This is a genomic window from Pseudoalteromonas sp. 3D05 (genome assembly GCF_002723455.1).
Taxonomy (GTDB): Bacteria; Pseudomonadota; Gammaproteobacteria; order Enterobacterales; family Alteromonadaceae; genus Pseudoalteromonas.
Genome location: NZ_PDUS01000024.1, coordinates 18,286 through 36,554, shown reverse-complemented (window position 1 = coordinate 36,554; position 18,269 = coordinate 18,286). Strand labels below are relative to the sequence as shown.

Genomic DNA, 18,269 nt, shown 5'->3' with positions numbered 1-18,269 from the left:
CCGGTTTTGTTGTGGCTTTACTTTTAGTTGCAGTGTTGTTGTTTGAGTCACAAATAGAAAAAGACGTGATTTCTCAGGTGGATTATGAATTTACAGAAACGAGTCAACGTTTAGAGCAAATCGTTAACTCAACAATTTCGGGCGCAAAAGCGGATATTCGTTTTCTGCACACGACTCCCCCAATATCGGGCATGCCTCGGGCTTTTTATAATGAAGGCGTTGACCCATATGATGGAACAACATATAAACAATGGAAAGAGCGCATAGAAACAATTTTTATCGGTTTTATAGAAAACAATTTAGCAATAGAGCAGCTCAGAATTATTGAGGTAACAGCTCAAGGAAATGAATTAGTTCGTGTTCAGCGAAGAGGGGCCGCAGTTGAAGCCGTACCTGACTTTTCTTTGCAACCAAAAGGTGACGCGGCTTATTTTTTGCCAAGTTCGCAGCTGGCTAATGGTCAAATATATCTAGCTCCACTGTCGTTAAACCGAGAGTTTGGCGAGCTAACATTTCCATATAGGCCACAGTTACGTTTTGTACTGCCAATCTATAGTGAGCAAGGTAAGCGTTTTGCCTTCTTAATTATGAATTTAAATGCCAATGCACTTATCGAAAGCTTAAAGCAAGCGCTTTTTAATAACTCACAATTAATTATAAGTGATTCAAAAGGGAGCTTTATATACCATCCTATTGAAAGCTATCGTTTTTCGAGGGATTTGGCGCCCAATATAACCTGGCAAAATGTTTACTCTCAACCGCCAGAATATTTGAATTTGTATCCTTTAAGTGAAAAAGACGACAAGGGTGAGCACTACTATGTAAAGTCAAAAAAAGTGCAAACTAGAACAAGTACAAAGCACAATTATATAGACATTAGTTTACTGACTTCGAAGAAACATGTTGATAGCTTAATAAATCAAAAACGACTTTCAACATACAGCTTCCTGCTAATTATTGTTATTTTCATGTCAATCTTACTTTATATTTTTTATCGCAATGCGATAAGAAGCCAAATGTTAGCTGATGCAAGGAAAGAGTCATCTGCAATTGTGGATGGTTCAATTGATGCCATTATTGGTTTAAATTTATCAGGGCAATTAACTAGCCTGAATTTTACCGCAGAGCGGTTGTTATCTATTTCTAGAGGAACATCAATAGGCCGAGATAGTTCTGAGATAGCACTATTAGATAAGTTGCCGATTGATAGCTATATTAATGATTTAAAAGATAATAAGCCACAAATTAAAGATGAGCGAGCGGTCGAAATTTTTGCTAAAGCGTACCATTTTGCTATTGCAGTGAGCCCGGTTTTTACTGAAGAGCACCAGCTAAGTGGCCTTGCATTAATAGTGAGAGATATCAGTAAAGAGAAAGAAGCGGACATTAAAGTTAAGCGGTTAAATTCTGAATTAGAAGCAAAAGTTAGAAAAAGAACACATGCACTGGCTCACGCTAAAGACCAAGCTGTTAAAAATAGTGATGTTAAAAGTGCATTTATATCTAATATAAGCCATGAATTGAAAACATCACTAAATTATGTAACTAGAACTTTAAGTATATTGCAGCAAGAAGAGTTACCGGAGAAATCGCAAAACTTGTTAACCACAACGGATCAGAGTATTGCAAACCTAAACCTTTTAATTCACGATATTTTAGACTTATCAAAGATTGAATCAGGGCAGTTAGAATTTAATTTAATTGCGTTTAACCCACAAACATTGATAGAGCGACTTGTTGAAACATCTGCTGTTAGTGCCTTTGATAAAGGTCTTGATGTTTATTTAGATACCAGAAACTTAAGGTGTAAAAGTGCAAGTGCGGATACATTGAGGCTTGCACAAATCGTAAATAACTTAATAAGTAATGCAATAAAATTTACAGACCAAGGTTTTGTAAAAGTAAGCGCTAGTTCAGAAGATGTTAATGGCAAACAAATAAAACTAACGGTGTGCATTGAAGACTCAGGAGTTGGCCTTGACAGACACAGCCTCAATAGCCTTTCAAAGCTTTTTAATCAAGCTGATAACTCAATAGAAGCAGCCAGCATAGGTACTGGGGTCGGTTTGTCGATTTGCAAACAGCTCTGCCAAATGATGGGAGGAGACATAGAGGTTAGTTCAACCTTGAATAAAGGCAGTGTATTTAGTTTCCATGTCTATATTGAGGGGCAAAGTCAGCACTCCTCGCAAGACAAAAAGGCCTACGAATCGACAAATACGCTGGTGGTGAATAATAATAAACATTCAAGAGAGTTTATTGGTGAACTAATTGAAAGTGAAGGTGGCCATGCAGAGCTTTTGCAATGTAACGAACTGGATCGGGCTAAACGTAATCACTATGATCTCGTGTTTTTGGATATGAGAGATGATAGCACAAATCAATTAAGCTCAATTATAGAACAACTAACGCTGAAGATCCCTGATATAAAAATTGCATTATTGTATAAACCAAGTGAACCAATACCTAAAGCGATTAAAGCCAAAGTTATCGCAATAAGCAAACCTTTAACCTACAGAAACTTACTTAAAGCGATTGGTTATTCGCAACCAATGGACAAAGAACCTCACGATGCGGCAAGTGGGCCTAATGAGATATCACAGAATGTGATCCAACAAATAGATGGTTGTAGCATTTTAATTGTTGACGATAATGCTATAAATATAGATGTTGCTTGTGGAGTACTTGAAGGGTTGCCGCTAATTATAAAAATAGCAGAAAATGGTGTGGAGGCTCTTGAAGCGCTTAAAGCAAGCGAATCAACAGAACACCCAATTAGTTGTATTTTGATAGATTGTGAAATGCCAATACTTGATGGCTACCAAACATGCCTTAAGATTCGCTCTGGTCAAGCAGGTACATTATTTAAGGAAATACCTATTATAGCAATGACAGCTAATGCTTCGATTGATGAAAAGGGAAAGTGCTTATCTGTGGGTATGAATGACTATGTAAGTAAGCCTTTTAAAACGCAAGTGCTACAAGATACACTTATAAAATGGATTCTATCTAATTATGAAAACGATGCACAATTAAGTGTTCAAACAGAGTCTGAGGCTAGTGAGTTATGGGATAGAGAAGCGACCCTTGCAAGGCTTTTAAATAAAGAAGTGTTGCTGAATAAAATTTGCAATATGTTTATAGTGACAGCGCCTGAAAAGTTCGTAGACCTCAAGAAGTTTATCAGTGATAAAAACTATGAAGAGGTTCGCCTGTGTGCTCATTCCCTCAAGGGGCTATCTGGTGAAGTAGGGGCGAAAAGCTTAAGACAACATTTTGCAGAAATAGAAGTACAAGCTAAAGATAAGCAATTGAACGTTGATAAGCAGTTGGAACTTATTGAAGAGCAATTACCAAAACTGATAGCTCAAATGGGTCAATATTTATAAATATTTTAACAGTAATAGTTTAACTTTTGTTAAGGGAGCTTTTAAATGCGCGAGAGGAGTTTTAAACATGGATGATGCAATTAGGGAACGTATAATTCGCGTTTGTGATAAAAAAATAGATGCAAAAGGGCACAATGTTGGCTTGTCTTTTTATGCCTTCTTTGCCAATAAAAACAATGAACCAGAGTTATTAATGCAAGTTGCTACTTGGTGGATTGAAACGCATCAATTAGATCACTTCGTTAAAGCGCAGAAAATTAAAGATATGATGATCCAGCGACTATAATCGAAATTACATAGAGAATACAGCCAAGTCACTTCAAGGTAAGAGCGTCGTTGGAATTAAAAGTGATTTAGGCAAGGCATAGATTGCAAATAATAGTGGTTTTATTGTTAGAATCAATACGCAGTATAATCCGCTTTTAAACTAACCCGTAGGGCGTTTACAGGCACTTACTATGAGTGTTGTTACATCTCAAAAGGGACTGCCCTTGTTGCAAAGTAACGCCTTGATATTGAACCTTTGTGCGACACTGAATTTTTATTTTGAGGTGACTTGGGTATAGAGGAGCAGATGATTGCTCCAGGCGCTTTGTATTGCTCAAACCGTTAAGGTACTTTTTAAGCATTCATGTGGCATTTTTTATATTTTTTGCCGCTGCCACATGGGCAAGTATCGTTCCGGCCAATATGCGTTTCAGTGGTTGGAAATATTTCTCCATCCAAATATTTCCAGACATTTTCTTCTTTTATAAATCGCGATTTTTCATGTAGCTTGCAAAATAGGTCTTTATAAAAATAGCTCGCACAAAACTCTACTATGCCGTTATATTCATTGTGATCAGACATCACGATCTCAAGATTAATAAACCGAGAACTAATTGCAAATTCAGCAATGTCATTAAGTGGATTTTCTTGTTGCTTTTCATTTGCATAGGTTTGGTATATGTACTCAGCATTTTTAATGGCATAAGCAGTATAGCGAGATCGCATAAGTTGTTCAGGCGTTGTTGCATAAGCTGTACCCAAGTGCAATTTTTCACAGCATTGGGCATAACTCTTTTTACTATTACATAAACACGGAAGGTCTGAGAGTGAGGCCATGTTATTTACCCAGTCTAAAATGGGTAGCATAACAGTTTATTGCGCCAACGCTAACTCTTCTGATGACTCATTGTTTGTAAAGCAATATAGCTTGGCTGAAGCATGTTCTAAGTTAAGTGATAAATCAGCCAACTGATTGCCTTTTACGATATCTGTCCAAGTTATCACAGCTGCAAAGTTACCGTTATGAAGAGCAGAGTTAAGCACATACTCCAAATTCACCAAGTGTTTTTGCCTGATCACAAGCAGCTTAGATGTGTCGATTGAGCATGAATCTAATAATGCTTTACTCGGCACGTGGTCGGGTGCAATTAATAGTGTCCATGCATTTTGACTATTGTAATGATGAAGCACTTTCAATAATTCGAAGGTTGCTGAAATTTCGTCTTCAATCTGGATTACATTGACAGATGAACTGAGGTTATCTTGTTGGTAGCTTTTAACAGTTCTTAAGGTAATTGGCTGTAACATAACGGTCACTCACTGGTTGTTTATACAGTATGTGTATACAGTAGTTTATACAGTTGTTGTGTGCAAGCATTATTTGTTATTTTTTGAACGATTGTTGATTTTAAATTACCTATTTTCTAAAACTAAAATTTTAAATGCTTTAAAAACAGTGGCTTATGTTTATATTGAAATTAGCCTGTTCACTGGAGCCGATTAGGGAGTAGAGGGGATCAAATGATTAAACTGCTGTTGATGTATTTGCTCATACAGTGTTGCGGCGTAACATTTAGCATCTTGATAGCGTTTAGTTGATAAATGCTTTCTTAAATCAGCTAATGCGGTAGTGGCTGGTTCATAACCTTGGCTACTTGCGAGACTGAGCCATACAGCGCCATGGAATACGCTTTGCGGTACGCCTTGGCCTTTTATGAAGAACAAGCCTAAATAAAACTGCGCACGTTGGTTACCTGCCATAGCGGCCAGTCTCATCCATTTTGCTGCAAGCGGAGGTTGATCGTTTTTTAAATAATACAGTGCTTTTGTAACTACATTGTCAGGCGTTTCAGTATTGCCTTCATTGTGCTCTGTTTTACTCGGTTGAGTAATAAACGCCAATACATTATCTAATTGCTGCTCAAGGTCAAGTCCACTTGGAGATGTATCTGTCATAATACCACGCATATTATTGTTTTCATTCACAGCCTAAGTTTAGTCTAATCAAAGGTAATTTGTCCTGTTATTCCATAAATCTATGGTAAAATTACGCAATTATTCACTCGTTTAATGAAAAAATACTTATGCTTGAAGCCATTTTTAAAATAAGAGCGCAAAATTCATCCATTCGGCGCGAATGTATTGCCGGTGTAACTACCTTTATCACCATGGTGTATATTGTTTTTGTGAACCCCGCTATGCTTGCTGAAGCTGGAATGGATCAAGGCGCGGCGTTTGTTGCGACCTGTATCGCAGCAGCGATAGGGTGTTTTATTATGGGGTTTTGGGCAAATTACCCATTAGCATTAGCACCAGGAATGGGATTAAATGCATTTTTTACCTACGGAGTCGTTTTAGGTATGGGGTATACATGGCAAGCTGCGCTTGGTGCGGTGTTTATGTCGGGGTGTATCTTTTTACTATTGAGTTTGTTTAAGGTCAGAGAGTGGATTATTAATGCGATTCCGTTGGTGCTCAAACAAGCTATTGCGACGGGAATTGGTGCATTTTTAGCGCTTATTGCACTAAAAAATGCAGGAATTATTGTTGCAAGCCCGGCGACATTTGTTCAATTAGGTGATATCACCGAAGCAGGACCTTTACTCGCAATTTTTAGTTTTTTCATCATAGCAGCGTTGCTTTATAGAGACTTTAAAAGTGGTGTGCTGATTAGCATATTAGCAGTGACTTTAATCGCGCTTGGCTTTGGCTTAGTTGAGTATCAAGGTGTTGTGTCAATGCCGCCTTCGATTGTTCCTACCTTTATGCAATTAGACTTCGCAGCTGCACTTGAGCTATCGATGTTGAGCGTGATATTTGCATTTTTGTTTGTTGATTTATTCGATACCTCGGGCACGTTAGTTGCGGTGACTCAAAAAGCAGGGCTTGCAGATGAGAAAGGTAATATGCCCCGCCTTGGTCGTGCATTGAGTGCTGATAGTACGGCAACGATAGCTGGCTCTATGTTAGGCACATCAACAACAACGTCTTATATTGAATCTGTGGCAGGTGTGTCTGTAGGAGGGCGCACAGGTCTTACGGCAGTTGTAGTTGGTATCTGTTTTTTATTGATGATGTTTTTTGCACCACTTGCACAAATGGTCCCCGCATATGCTACTGCAGGCGCTATTTTATATGTAGCAGTGTTGATGTTACAAAACCTTAAGCTTGTGAACTGGGATGATATGACAGATGCTATACCTGTCAGTGTTGTTTTACTGATGACGCCGCTTACTTTTTCAATTGCTCATGGTATTGCTTTGGGCTTTATTTCTTATACTGCGGTGAAAGTGCTTTGCGGTAAACGTGATGAAGTTAGTGTCAGTGTGTGGATTTTAACGGTGATGTTTGTAATTAAGTTTGCGTTTTTATCGTAGCCTGTAAACAAAGAAAAAGTGGGTTACCACTTTTTCTTTGGTGCAAATAAGACATCTAAATCGTCTTGCTCTTCCTCAGTTTTCTTTTTCAGTGCTGTTGCATTAGAAGCTTTTAGTTCCGTACTTATGGCTTCTAAATACCCCTCAAGTTCTTGCCTTTTGTTATTAACATAATCATCAGTGTAAGGAACTGCGGAGATAGTTGCGTATGCTTTTTCAAAATATTGCCGAGCTGAACCAACCATATTAGCTGAACGAGCAGATAAACCGCGTTTAATCTGACTCTCTATGTTTATTTTTAATTGTAGCTTCTCCATTCGTTTGTCTTCAGCAACAAATGTTTGGCTATCCACTTTACCTTTCCCGTGCTCAGAGCGTAAAAGGGCTCTTAACTTCTTTATACCTTGAATAAGTGCAATGAGTTGTTTGTCGTTATCAGGTAATGCCAGATTTTCAGATTCATTTGAATCCACTTGATTGGATAATCGCGTTTTGGATTCATTCAAACGGTTTTTAAGTTCTTTTGAAGAGGGGGATAACTGAACCATCTCAGTAAGCGCATCATAAATACGACGTTGAATTACACGCAGCACCCCTTCAGACATAGGAATGTTAGCACTGTTGAGAAGTACGTCTTCAGATTCTTCTATGATCTTTTTTTGTTTTGTGAGCTCTTTGCGACGCTCTGTTTCTTGTTTCTCTTTATGTTGTTGTACGGCACTCACCCATAGGGCAATGACGATTAGTGCAACTATCAACACAATAATAATAGAAACGATCATGGTTCAGGTCTCTGGTTTCAAAGCTAATAATTTTTATCTTACCTCAATTATATGCTAAGGGGGTAGTTTTGCGCGGGATATCGAAAAGAAAAAGTGTTTTCATATACCCAAGCCACCTCAAGATGCGAGTTTTCAGTTGGAATTAAAAGCGATTTAGGCAAGGCATTGATTGCAAGTAATAGTGGTTCTATTGTTAAAATCGATAACGCAGTATAAATCGCTTTTAAACCAACCCGCTGGGCGCTTCACAGGCACTTACTCTCATCGTTGTTCCTTCTGAAAAGGGATGGCCATTATTGCAAAGTAACGCCTTGATATTAAGCCCCTGTGAAACGCTGAATTCTGCATCTTGAGGTGGTTTGGGTATAATTGAAAAAGCCGTTTCTTTTAATTATGTTTATAAAGTGGTTAACTGAAACATAGTTTTAGCCTTTTGGAATGAATATGCTTCTAATGTTAACTGTATTGCAGGTTTTATCTAACAGCCCAGCCTTGGTGAGCGAGCCGCTAAACTCTGCAACCGATACTGACTTTTTAGTTATTGCTGATATGCCATACACTTCTGTGGATAAGGTGAGCCTGAATAAAAATGGTATTTTAGCCAAAAAAATACAGCAGACACCCCATTCATTTCTGATGCATCTAGGCGATATAAAAGCCGGTTCAGAGCCCTGTACAAATGAGCTTCTAATGAGTAATAAAAAGCTATTAAGAGGGCTGACAAGTAGGCCATTTATATATACCCCAGGCGATAATGAGTGGACTGACTGTGACCGTAATAGTTTAAAACCTCGTTTTGATGAACTTGAACGTTTAGCATTTGTGAAGCGCTTGATGTACACGCCAGGCTACCTAAATCAAGCAAGTCGGTTAGCGAAATATAAAACACAGCACACCATGGTCGAGAATGCACGTTGGCAACTTGCGGGGGTTGAATTTATGACCTTACATATTGCAGGGACTCATAACGGCCGTCGGCAAGTATTAAAAACAGATAAAGCGTTGGCGAATCAGGCTGCGCAGCAACGTGATAAGTTAAACCTCGAGTGGTTGTCACGTGCAGACCCATTAGCGAAAGCTTACGTTATAGGGTTCCAAGCCGATATATATACTCACGGTACAATACAGCCGGCCTGCAGCAAAACGGTGGTGAAACAGTGTGATGGATTTAAAGTATACCGAGAAGCACTTGCTGAGTTTGCACAGTCTGTTGCCAAGCCTGTTTTGGTAATACATGGTGACACAGGGCCCTTTTGCCAGCAGCAGTTAAGTGAACACTTAACGAGATTGAATGCGCCAGGAGACTACTTGTTTAATGATATCGCAAGGGTTTCAATTGATTTAACCGCACAAAAACAGCCTTGGAAAATAAGCAGTCTAAAATTAGCAAAAGCATTAACGCAGGTATGTCATTAAGCGTGTTTGGTATGGCTCTAATGTTGAGCCATACCTGCATCAGTCATTAAGTTTTCAAGCTCATCATTTAGCTCAAAGAGTTCGGGTTTAATATAACTTAAATCACAATCACCTTTTAAAGCTGTTTCAAGTCCTTCTGCAAGCTTCTTAAGCTTTGGAACACCAGTATAGCAACATGCGCCGTGGAATTTGTGAATGATACTGAGTACGTGCTCACAGTCTTGATTATGAATAGCTTCATCGAGTAAGCGTAATGTCTCTGGAACACTAAGTAAGAGCATGTTTAACATTTCTAATGCGAGCTCGTGCTTTCCTCCGGCTCGTTGCAGCGCGAGAGTCCAATCAAGTGAATTGCTGGTGAAAGGAGGCTCTGACACAATATGCTCTTGGCGGTTTTTATCCCGCATAATTGGTGATTTAGGGCTATATTCACTAATGCTTTGTTTTAGCATATCTTCATCGATAGGTTTGGTTAAATACCCTTTAAAGCCATCCTTTATTAGTTGCTCTTTCTCGCCAGCAAGGGCATGTGCCGTTACGGCAATGATTGGCGTATCTTCATTAAGAGATGATTCGCGAATAAGTTTACAGGCCGTAATGCCATCCATAATCGGCATTTGAATATCCATAAATATAATATCGTATTTATGACTTTTGCTCAGGCTGTATGCCTGTGAGCCATTGTGAGCAGTATCGATGAGCTCTATTTTTTCTTCTAGTAACGTGTAAATTAACTTTAAGTTGGCGTCGTTATCATCTACAACCAGCACCTTTAATGGTAAAAGCTTGTCGTCACTTTGTTCAATATTGTGTACGGGGTGATCAAGGCGATAAGGAGCCGCTAGCACTTCACATAGTTTGCGATGGTTAAGAGGTTTACTTAAACACGCATCTGCACCGCTACCTATGTAAGATTCACGCATGCTATGCGATACAGTATTTAACATCAGGTATAAGTAATCGGTGGATTCACGCGCTGCTTTTATATAGCTTTTTAAACGCTGCATTTCATCGACTGTGGCAACATGGCCAATGATACAAATATCGTAATTAAAATCTTTTTTGATTTCGTCGAAAAAGCTTTCTTCATCAAAGCAGCCGGTTACTTGAGTTTGCCAATCTTTTAATAAAGATGAGACTGCATAATGGGTGTGTTCATGTGGCTCTAGATACAATATGCGCTTATTGGCAAGCGATTTACTTGGTAAGTCATTTGTAACATTATGGCTAGGAAGGCTAAATACACCATTAAACGTGAAACACGTACCGTGCCCGGGTGCTGAGTTAAGAGTAATACGTCCACCCATGGCTTCAACGATGTGTTTTGTAATAATCAGGCCAAGTCCTGTCCCTCCAAATTTACGGGTAATACTTGAATCTGCCTGCCCAAATGGTGTGAACAGTGCATCTTGTTTGTCCATTGGGATACCAACACCAGTATCAGTCACCGACACGAGAATTGACGTGCGCTCTTCGTCTAAAAGGCGATGGCCAACATCAATTTTGATGGCACCTTTTTCAGTAAACTTAATTGCGTTGCTTATGAGGTTAATAAGTACTTGCTTAAAGCGAGTTGGATCGCCGGTAATATTGTCAGGGACTTGTGAATTTATATAAATGGAAAGTTCTAGTTGTTTCTCGTCGGCACTTGGTGCAAGTAATGTAAGTACTTCATTGATGTTGTCGCGTAACTGAAATTGGATTGACTCCAGCTCCATAGCACCCGCTTCAAGCTTAGAAAAGTCTAAAATATCACTAATGATTGTCATCAAACTATTGGCGGAGAGTTCAATAGTATCGAGGTAGTCTTTTTGGTGTTTATTTAAAGGCGTTTTATGTAGTTGCCTTGTAAATCCAATAACACCATTGAGTGGAGTGCGTAATTCATGGCTCATTTTTGCTAAAAAGTCTGACTTTACACGGTTAGCGTCCTGAGCATCTGTTTTCGCAATATTAAGTTGAATATTTTGTGTTTCATACATTTCTAACGATTCGCGCAAATCACTGGTGGCTTGGTCAATGTGCTTTTGCATTTCGTCTCTTTGCACCACCATGGTATCAGAAATTGTGTTTAAGCCTAGGCGAAGTTGCTCAAATTCACCCATCATTGGTGTGTTTAGGCCAGTATCTCGTTTTCCTTCGATCAACCTGTCACTGGCAATAACTAGCTTATTAAGTGGTGTTATGAACATCCTACTTAAACGAATCGCCAAAATAGCGGCAAGCAAGAGTGCAAATATAATTACAATCCCGCTGATTAACAGTGCTCTTTGTTGTCCGATAATTGCCGGGTCTTTATTAAGTTGAACAACAATTGTGCCTAAAGTAGTTTGAAACGCTGAATCACTCCAGCGAGCCTCGGGCGTTGAGAGGTTGACAATGGGCGTGTAAAATAGGATGAATCCATCGCTTTCTTGCTGTTTCGTTTTATTATCAGCTCGTAATTGAGACTCATCTATTTGCTCATCAAAGTCGCTGTGGTAATTGCTGGTCAGAATGAGTTGTTTGTTTGCGTCAAAAATTGCAATGGTTTTTATCGCTGGCGAGTGTTTATTGTGAGCATGACTAATTAGCCGATTAAGTTGCTGTTTATTTTTTGCTAATAAAGGCTGCTCTATTGCAATCGATAATGGCTCCGAAATCATTGAGCCTTGCTGATATAATATTTTATCAAGCTCAAAGTAACGATTTATTGTAAAATAGCCACCAAGTAGTAGTCCAATTAGAACTGTGGGAATTAATGTCAGCGCTAAAACTGAGTCGCGCAAACCAAGTTTAGTCATAAGTTAATGTAGTTATCATTATTAGTTAACTAAGAGTATATACTTATAGGCGAGTAATCAATCTTGCCGATACAATCAATATTTAAGGTGTTGCCCGATGGCACAGTTTTTCCAAGTAAAAAAAAAGACCCTCTCAGGGCAGCCTGTTTCATTAACCATCACTGGCATGGACCATCAAGGGCGAGGCATTGCTAAGTATAATAATAAAGTATGCTTTGTTAGTGGCGCTTTGAGCAACGAAGTCGTAAAGGCAAAATTGACAGAGGATAAATCTCGCCACTGCGCAGCAAAAACAATCAAAGTAGAGCATCAAAGTGATGCCAGAGTTGCCCCTTTTTGTGAGCATTACGAGCAATGTGGAGGGTGTCAATTACAACATTTACGGTTGGATCAGCAACTGGTTGAGAAACAGGTTGCAGTAAGTCAGCTGTTCGCTAAGTTTGCAAAACTAGAAAATATGGCATGGCAGCCGCCATTATTAAGTGAGCCAAAGCATTACCGCCGTAGTGCGCGCTTAGCCGTAATGTACGACAAAAACGCAAAAAAAATGCGTGTAGGTTATAGAGCAAAGGGCTCTAAACAAATTATTAGTGTCAATAAATGCCCCGTTCTAAGCCACGTTTATGATGATGTCTTCAACCATTTTGACTCCTTGCTAAATAAATATAATGAGCTTCGTAGCGTTAGTCACATTCAATTATGCCAAGCAGATGAGCAAAACTTTGTTATTTTGCGCCATACTAAAGCGGTTAGTGAAGCTCTTAAACAGACAATTATTGAACTTGGTGCGACCTTGCAGTGGCAAATTATTTTTCAAGACCAAAGTGATGTAATTGAGCATGACCATCTAGCAATGCCATTTTATCAACTACCTGAACAGCATTTAAAATTTGAATTTGGCTTAGGTAATTTTATTCAAGTTAATGCTAAAGTTAACCAAGCTATGTTAACTCAAGCTGTTGACTGGCTTGATTTAAATGGGGACGAACAAATACTTGACCTGTTCTGCGGGATTGGTAACTTCTCCTTAGTGGTGGCTAAATGTGCAAAAAATGTAATTGGTGTTGAAGGAGTGTCATCGGCGGTTGCAATGGCTCGTCAAAATGCGCAAACTAACCAAATAGCGAATGCGCAATTTCATTGCTTTGATTTAACTAAATCAATAGAGCAAGCACCGTGGTTTAGTAAAGCATTAGATGTTTTATTGTTAGATCCTTCTCGAACTGGTGCTATGGCTATTTTGGAACAACTGCCGCTCAAGCAATTTAAAACGATTTTATACGTCTCTTGCGACCCTGTTACTTTAGCCCGTGACAGTGCAATTATCTCGCAAGCGGGGTTTTCACTTGAAAAAATAGGGCTAATGAATATGTTTCCCCACACAGGGCATATTGAAACAATGGCATTATTTCAAAGGAGATAGAGCGCAACATGGTAGCTACACGGCAATCACATCAGCAGGATAAGTCAGCAGATTTTAAAACGCGACTTGAATTACTCGCGTTAACCAAAGATAAGCGCGAGTTACTGATCAAAGCCAACTCTTTATGCGCGGCTCTTCCTGATCAACACCAACAGATGATGGCCATGGAAATGGTTGAAATATTGGTGGAAATGAATCTGGACTCTGAAACGTTAGCAACGGCTTACATTACTCCCTATTTTCTAGACGATTTAGTATGCATTGAAAAAGTAACAGAGGTAATGGGTAGTCATGTTGGCGTGTTGCTTACGGGTGTTTCGCAAATGGCGACGATTAGTACCTTAGCTCACCAAGGCAATGGCACCGTGCAAGTCGATAATATTCGCCGCATGTTATTAGCCATGGTTGAGGATGTGCGTGCAGTAGTGATTAAGCTTGCTGAACAGGTATGTCATCTACGCGAGCTGAAAAATGCCAATGAAGAAGAGCGTGTAATAGCAGCTAAAGAAACTGCCGATATCTTTGCCCCTCTAGCGAATCGTTTAGGGATAGGTCAATTAAAGTGGGAGCTAGAAGACCTTTCTTTTCGTTACCTGCACCCCGACTTGTATAAAAGTATTGCTAAGCAATTAGACGATAAGCGCCTTGGCCGTGAGGCTTATATGGCTGATATGGTTGAGCAAGTAAAAACAAAGCTTGCCGAAGTTGGTATTAAAGCTGAAGTTTATGGTCGACCAAAACACATTTTTAGTATCTACAAAAAAATGGCGCAAAAAAATTACGAATTCGATCAACTTTTTGATATTCGTGCCATGCGGATTGTAGTTGATGAGCTACAAGATTGCTATGGCGCACTCGGGATTGTTCATACTAATTGGCGGCATCTAAACAAAGAGTTTGACGATTACGTAGCCACACCAAAACAAAATGGCTATCAGTCTATTCATACGGTGGTGTTTGGCCCTGAGGGGAAAACCGTTGAAATCCAAATTCGTACTCATGCAATGCATCAAGATGCAGAGCTGGGTGTTGCCGCTCACTGGATGTATAAAGAAGGTGCGCTCCCTAGCCGTGGTTCAGGTTATGAGCAAAAAATTAGTTGGTTGCGTAAACTACTGCAATGGCAAGAAGAAGTGGTTGATGGCAGTGATTTAGCGGATGAACTGAAAAACCAAGTGGTAGAAGACCGCGTTTATATCTTTACCCCGCGCGGTGATATTTTTGACTTACCACTGGGAGCAACACCACTGGATTTTGCTTACTACATTCATTCAAATGTAGGTCACCGCTGCATTGGTGCTAAAGTATTTGGCAAAATAGTGCCGTTTACTCATCAACTAAGTACCGGCGATCAGGTTGAAATTCTCACCCAAAAGCAACCCAACCCGAGTCGCGATTGGTTAAACCCCTCATTGGGTTATATAAAGTCATCACGCGCGCGCGCAAAGATTCATCATTGGTTTAAGCAACTCGACCGCGATAAAAATCTAAGCGCAGGTAAAGAGATCATAGACACAGCACTGCAAAAGTTAGAGCTTACCTATAAGGAGCTTGAACCTGCAATTTCTCGTTATAACTTTAAAGAGCTTGATGATCTGTTAGTTGCTATAGGAGCAGGTGATGTACGTTTAAATCAACTGCTTAATTCTATTACTGACCGAACAGATGATGAACCTGTTATCCGTTTTAAAAACCCAACAAAAATGAGTGGGGATAAAAACGGTATTGTGGTTGATGGTGTGGGCAGCTTAATGAGCCATGTAGCTAAATGTTGCCGCCCAGTTCCTGGTGAGCAAATTATTGGCTATATCACACAAGGCCGGGGTATTGCCGTACATCGAGACGATTGTGACTCATTTACTAATTTAAAAAATAAGCACCCAGAACGCGTAATAGCAGTTAGCTGGTCAGATGAAATTAATGGTTCATACGCGTTAAGTATTAAAATTGAAGCTACAGATCGCGCAGGGTTAATTCGTGATATTAGTTCAGTGCTTGCTAATGAAAAAGTAAACGTGTTGAACATGAATATGGAAACGCTCGAAGACAGGCAACTGGCTAAATTTACAATGCAAGTTGAGGTACACGACTTGTCTAGTACCAATCGTTTGCTTTCAAAGCTTGATCAGATTGAAGGCGTTCACCAAGCCAAGCGAAGCCACTAGAGGGGTTTATGGAAAAGCAAAACTCATTATCTGAATTATTAGCAATTATGGCAAAGCTGCGCGATCCACAAAGCGGATGTCCTTGGGACTTAAAGCAAGATTTTAACTCGATCGTGCCGCATACGTTAGAAGAAGCGTATGAAGTGGCCGATTGTATTGAGCGTGGTGATTACACTGAGCTAAAAGCAGAGCTAGGCGATTTACTTTTTCAGGTTGTTTTCTATGCGCAATTGGCAAAGGAACAAGCCCTGTTTGATTTTGATGATGTTGTTAGTGTTTTAAATAACAAACTTATCAGACGCCACCCTCATGTATTTGCAGATCAGCATGCCTTAACTGACACCCAAGTTGCGCAGCAGTGGCAGCAAATTAAAGCGCAAGAACGCAAAGATAAAAACACCAGTGAAGCCACTTCGCTGTGGCAAGATATACCAGTTAACTTACCAGCATTAAGTAAAGCAAAAAAGATTCAGCAACGTGTCGCAGGGCTAGGTTTTGACTGGCCCACGTATCATGGTGCGCTTGATAAAGTGGCTGAAGAAGTTGATGAAGTAAAAGAAGCACTCGCGGTTGACCCTTACTCAGAGCATACTGCTGAAGAGGTGGGCGATTTGTTATTTGCGACCGTTAATGTTGCACGTCATATAAAACGTGATCCTGAACAGTTATTACGCAGCGCAAATGATAAATTTTCATCAAGATTTCAAAAGGTGCAGGCTTATTTACAGGCTAAAGGACAGTCGCTTGACACCGCAAGCCTTGAAGAAATGGATGCTGCGTGGGAGGCGATTAAAAAGCAGCCTTAGATAGTGAGCGCTTTGGAGTGTGTTTTTTGTGCAGAGAATTGCTAACTTTCACTGGATTGATAGAGAGGCTTTTGCTATAATTTCGCCCCGTCTTGAACATATTCCAAAATCACTTGTTTGGGTATTATATTCCTTTTAATTCCTGATATTCTAGGGTTCGCATGAGTACAAAATTTATCTTCGTTACCGGCGGGGTTGTTTCTTCGTTGGGTAAAGGTATTGCAGCAGCATCATTGGCAGCTATTTTAGAGGCCCGTGGTCTTAATGTTACCATTCTAAAGCTGGATCCTTACATCAACGTTGACCCAGGCACAATGAGCCCAATTCAACACGGTGAAGTATTTGTCACCGAAGACGGTGCAGAAACAGACCTTGATTTAGGTCACTATGAGCGTTTTATCCGCACCAAAATGACAAGCCGTAACAACTTCACACAAGGCCGTGTATATGAAGATGTACTGCGTCGTGAGCGTCGTGGTGAATACCTTGGTGCAACTATTCAGGTAATTCCACACATTACTAACGATATTAAGCAACGTGTTTATGACGGTGCTGAAGGCCACGATGTGGCAATCGTTGAAATTGGTGGCACGGTAGGTGATATTGAGTCACAACCATTTTTAGAAGCAATTCGTCAGTTAGGCACAGAAATTGGCCGTGAGCGCGCATTGTTTATTCACTTAACGCTAGTGCCATTCTTAGGCCCTGCAGGTGAAGTGAAAACCAAACCAACGCAACACTCTGTTAAAGAGCTACGCTCAATTGGTATTCAGCCAGATATCCTTATCTGTCGTTCTGATCGTAAGTTACCAAATAATGAGCGTGCAAAAATTGCACTTTTCACTAATGTTGAAGAGAAAGCAGTTATCTCGTTACCAGATGTAGACAGCATTTATAAAATTCCAGCACTATTAAAGTCTCAAGAGCTTGATCACTTTGTATGTCGTCGTTTCCACCTAGAAGCGCCTGAAGCTGACTTGGTTGAATGGGAACAAGTATTATACCAAGAGTCTAACCCAACGGGCGAAGTAACAATTGGTATGGTAGGTAAATACATTGAATTACCAGATGCATACAAATCAGTTAACGAAGCACTTAAACATGCAGGCCTAAAAAACCGTTTAACCGTTAATATTGAATACGTTGATTCACAAGACCTTGAAAGCAAAGGTACAGAACGACTTGCTCACTTAGACGCGATTTTAGTACCGGGCGGATTTGGTGGCCGAGGTGTTGAAGGTAAAATTTTAGCGGCAAAATATGCCCGTGAAAATAAAGTGCCTTACTTAGGTATCTGTTTGGGCATGCAAGTAGCATTGATTGAATATGCACGTAATGTTGCAGGTCTTTTAGATGCTAATTCAACAGAATTTAATGCGAAGTCTTCAGCGCCTGTAGTAGGCCTAATTACTGAGTGGTTAGATGCAGATGGTAACGTAGAAGTACGCGATGAAGCATCTGATTTAGGTGGCACAATGCGTTTAGGCGCTCAAAAATGCCACTTAACGCCGGGTTCAAAGGTACGTGAAGTATACGGCAGTGATGAGATTGTTGAACGTCATCGTCACCGTTACGAAGTAAATAACAACTTTGTAGAAAAGCTTGAGCAAGCTGGCTTGAGCTTCACTGGCTTATCTGAAGATAAGAAGTTAGTTGAAATTATCGAAAACAAAGATCACCCTTGGTTTATTGCCGCGCAATTCCACCCGGAATTCACGTCAACACCACGTGATGGTCACCCGCTATTTGAAGGGTTTGTTGCAGCTGCACACACTCATCAAAAAGCGTCATCGTAATGTGAATAAGCCGTGCTCTATGCACGGCTTATTTGTTTTTAAAGCGGCGGTATTAAGGAAAATTA

The 18,269-nt window shown here is 39.9% G+C and carries 13 protein-coding genes; 8 read left to right on the top strand and 5 right to left on the bottom strand.

Translation table 11 applies throughout. The annotated features are described in order from the left end of the window. The first annotated feature begins 11 nt into the window (after nt 1–11). Together CSC79_RS18255 and CSC79_RS18250 are read left to right on the top strand one after the other, a co-directional pair. On the top strand, nt 12–3,389 hold the full coding sequence (locus tag CSC79_RS18255) for a response regulator (protein WP_180270455.1): 3,378 nt from the start codon (nt 12–14) through the stop codon (nt 3,387–3,389). Between the two features lie 67 nt (nt 3,390–3,456). Beyond that, nucleotides 3,457–3,675 (top strand): DUF6500 family protein, encoded by a 219-nt coding sequence (locus tag CSC79_RS18250; RefSeq protein ID WP_099297296.1) that lies wholly within the window; start codon nt 3,457–3,459, stop codon nt 3,673–3,675. A 335-nt stretch (nt 3,676–4,010) separates the two neighbouring features. On the opposite strand, the gene CSC79_RS18245 is transcribed toward CSC79_RS18250, so the two are convergent. The 3 genes from CSC79_RS18245 to CSC79_RS18230 all read right to left on the bottom strand — a co-directional run bounded on the left by CSC79_RS18245 (nt 4,011) and on the right by CSC79_RS18230 (nt 5,612). Further along, nucleotides 4,011–4,493 (bottom strand): YchJ family protein, encoded by a 483-nt coding sequence (locus tag CSC79_RS18245; RefSeq protein ID WP_099297325.1) that lies wholly within the window; start codon nt 4,491–4,493, stop codon nt 4,011–4,013. Nucleotides 4,494–4,529: 36 nt separating this feature from the next. Then, nucleotides 4,530–4,964, bottom strand: a complete 435-nt coding sequence (locus CSC79_RS18240) for a SulA-like leucine-rich domain-containing protein (protein WP_099297323.1) — start codon at nt 4,962–4,964, stop codon at nt 4,530–4,532. A 192-nt stretch (nt 4,965–5,156) separates the two neighbouring features. Continuing rightward, the gene (locus CSC79_RS18230) at nt 5,157–5,612 is read right to left on the bottom strand and encodes an SEL1-like repeat protein (RefSeq protein ID WP_099297321.1); all 456 of its coding nucleotides are present in this window, start codon (nt 5,610–5,612) and stop codon (nt 5,157–5,159) included. A 128-nt stretch (nt 5,613–5,740) separates the two neighbouring features. Here CSC79_RS18230 and CSC79_RS18225 point away from each other — a divergent pair, with 128 nt between their 5' ends. Then, nucleotides 5,741–7,033: an NCS2 family permease gene (locus CSC79_RS18225; RefSeq protein WP_099297292.1), complete on the top strand. Its 1,293-nt coding sequence runs from the start codon at nt 5,741–5,743 to the stop codon at nt 7,031–7,033. A 23-nt stretch (nt 7,034–7,056) separates the two neighbouring features. On the opposite strand, the gene CSC79_RS18220 is transcribed toward CSC79_RS18225, so the two are convergent. Beyond that, nucleotides 7,057–7,815 (bottom strand): hypothetical protein, encoded by a 759-nt coding sequence (locus CSC79_RS18220; RefSeq protein ID WP_099297290.1) that lies wholly within the window; start codon nt 7,813–7,815, stop codon nt 7,057–7,059. 444 nt (nt 7,816–8,259) lie between these two features. Here CSC79_RS18220 and CSC79_RS18215 point away from each other — a divergent pair, with 444 nt between their 5' ends. Continuing rightward, the gene (locus tag CSC79_RS18215) at nt 8,260–9,231 is read left to right on the top strand and encodes a hypothetical protein (protein WP_099297288.1); all 972 of its coding nucleotides are present in this window, start codon (nt 8,260–8,262) and stop codon (nt 9,229–9,231) included. A 17-nt stretch (nt 9,232–9,248) separates the two neighbouring features. Here the strand turns inward: CSC79_RS18215 and barA are convergent, their stop codons facing one another. Continuing rightward, complete coding sequence (gene barA, locus CSC79_RS18210) at nt 9,249–12,014, bottom strand: two-component sensor histidine kinase BarA (RefSeq protein ID WP_099297286.1); 2,766 nt, start codon at nt 12,012–12,014, stop codon at nt 9,249–9,251. A gap of 97 nt (nt 12,015–12,111) precedes the next feature. On the opposite strand from barA, the gene rlmD reads away from it, so the two are divergent. The 4 genes from rlmD (at nt 12,112) to CSC79_RS18190 (ending at nt 18,204) form a co-directional block, all read left to right on the top strand. After that, on the top strand, nt 12,112–13,437 hold the full coding sequence (gene rlmD, locus CSC79_RS18205; protein WP_099297284.1) for a 23S rRNA (uracil(1939)-C(5))-methyltransferase RlmD: 1,326 nt from the start codon (nt 12,112–12,114) through the stop codon (nt 13,435–13,437). A gap of 8 nt (nt 13,438–13,445) precedes the next feature. Continuing rightward, entirely contained in the window at nt 13,446–15,602 is a 2,157-nt protein-coding gene (gene relA / locus CSC79_RS18200) for a GTP diphosphokinase (RefSeq protein ID WP_099297281.1), read from the top strand. A gap of 8 nt (nt 15,603–15,610) precedes the next feature. Continuing rightward, nucleotides 15,611–16,408 (top strand): nucleoside triphosphate pyrophosphohydrolase, encoded by a 798-nt coding sequence (mazG, locus tag CSC79_RS18195; protein ID WP_099297279.1) that lies wholly within the window; start codon nt 15,611–15,613, stop codon nt 16,406–16,408. 161 nt (nt 16,409–16,569) lie between these two features. Further along, complete coding sequence (locus tag CSC79_RS18190) at nt 16,570–18,204, top strand: CTP synthase (protein ID WP_099297276.1); 1,635 nt, start codon at nt 16,570–16,572, stop codon at nt 18,202–18,204. Nucleotides 18,205–18,269: the final 65 nt, after the last annotated feature.

Excerpts from the sequence above, each read along its gene's own strand:
- CSC79_RS18215 (WP_099297288.1), top strand. The coding sequence starts at position 8,260 with ATGCTTCTAATGTTAACTGTATTGCAGGTTTTATCTAACAGCCCAGCC.
- CSC79_RS18230 (WP_099297321.1), bottom strand. The coding sequence starts at position 5,612 with ATGACAGATACATCTCCAAGTGGACTTGACCTTGAGCAGCAATTAGAT.
- CSC79_RS18250 (WP_099297296.1), top strand. The coding sequence starts at position 3,457 with ATGGATGATGCAATTAGGGAACGTATAATTCGCGTTTGTGATAAAAAA.
- relA (WP_099297281.1), top strand. The coding sequence starts at position 13,446 with ATGGTAGCTACACGGCAATCACATCAGCAGGATAAGTCAGCAGATTTT.
- CSC79_RS18245 (WP_099297325.1), bottom strand. The coding sequence starts at position 4,493 with ATGGCCTCACTCTCAGACCTTCCGTGTTTATGTAATAGTAAAAAGAGT.
- CSC79_RS18190 (WP_099297276.1), top strand. The coding sequence starts at position 16,570 with ATGAGTACAAAATTTATCTTCGTTACCGGCGGGGTTGTTTCTTCGTTG.
- CSC79_RS18240 (WP_099297323.1), bottom strand. The coding sequence starts at position 4,964 with ATGTTACAGCCAATTACCTTAAGAACTGTTAAAAGCTACCAACAAGAT.
- mazG (WP_099297279.1), top strand. The coding sequence starts at position 15,611 with ATGGAAAAGCAAAACTCATTATCTGAATTATTAGCAATTATGGCAAAG.
- CSC79_RS18225 (WP_099297292.1), top strand. The coding sequence starts at position 5,741 with ATGCTTGAAGCCATTTTTAAAATAAGAGCGCAAAATTCATCCATTCGG.
- rlmD (WP_099297284.1), top strand. The coding sequence starts at position 12,112 with ATGGCACAGTTTTTCCAAGTAAAAAAAAAGACCCTCTCAGGGCAGCCT.
- CSC79_RS18220 (WP_099297290.1), bottom strand. The coding sequence starts at position 7,815 with ATGATCGTTTCTATTATTATTGTGTTGATAGTTGCACTAATCGTCATT.
- barA (WP_099297286.1), bottom strand. The coding sequence starts at position 12,014 with ATGACTAAACTTGGTTTGCGCGACTCAGTTTTAGCGCTGACATTAATT.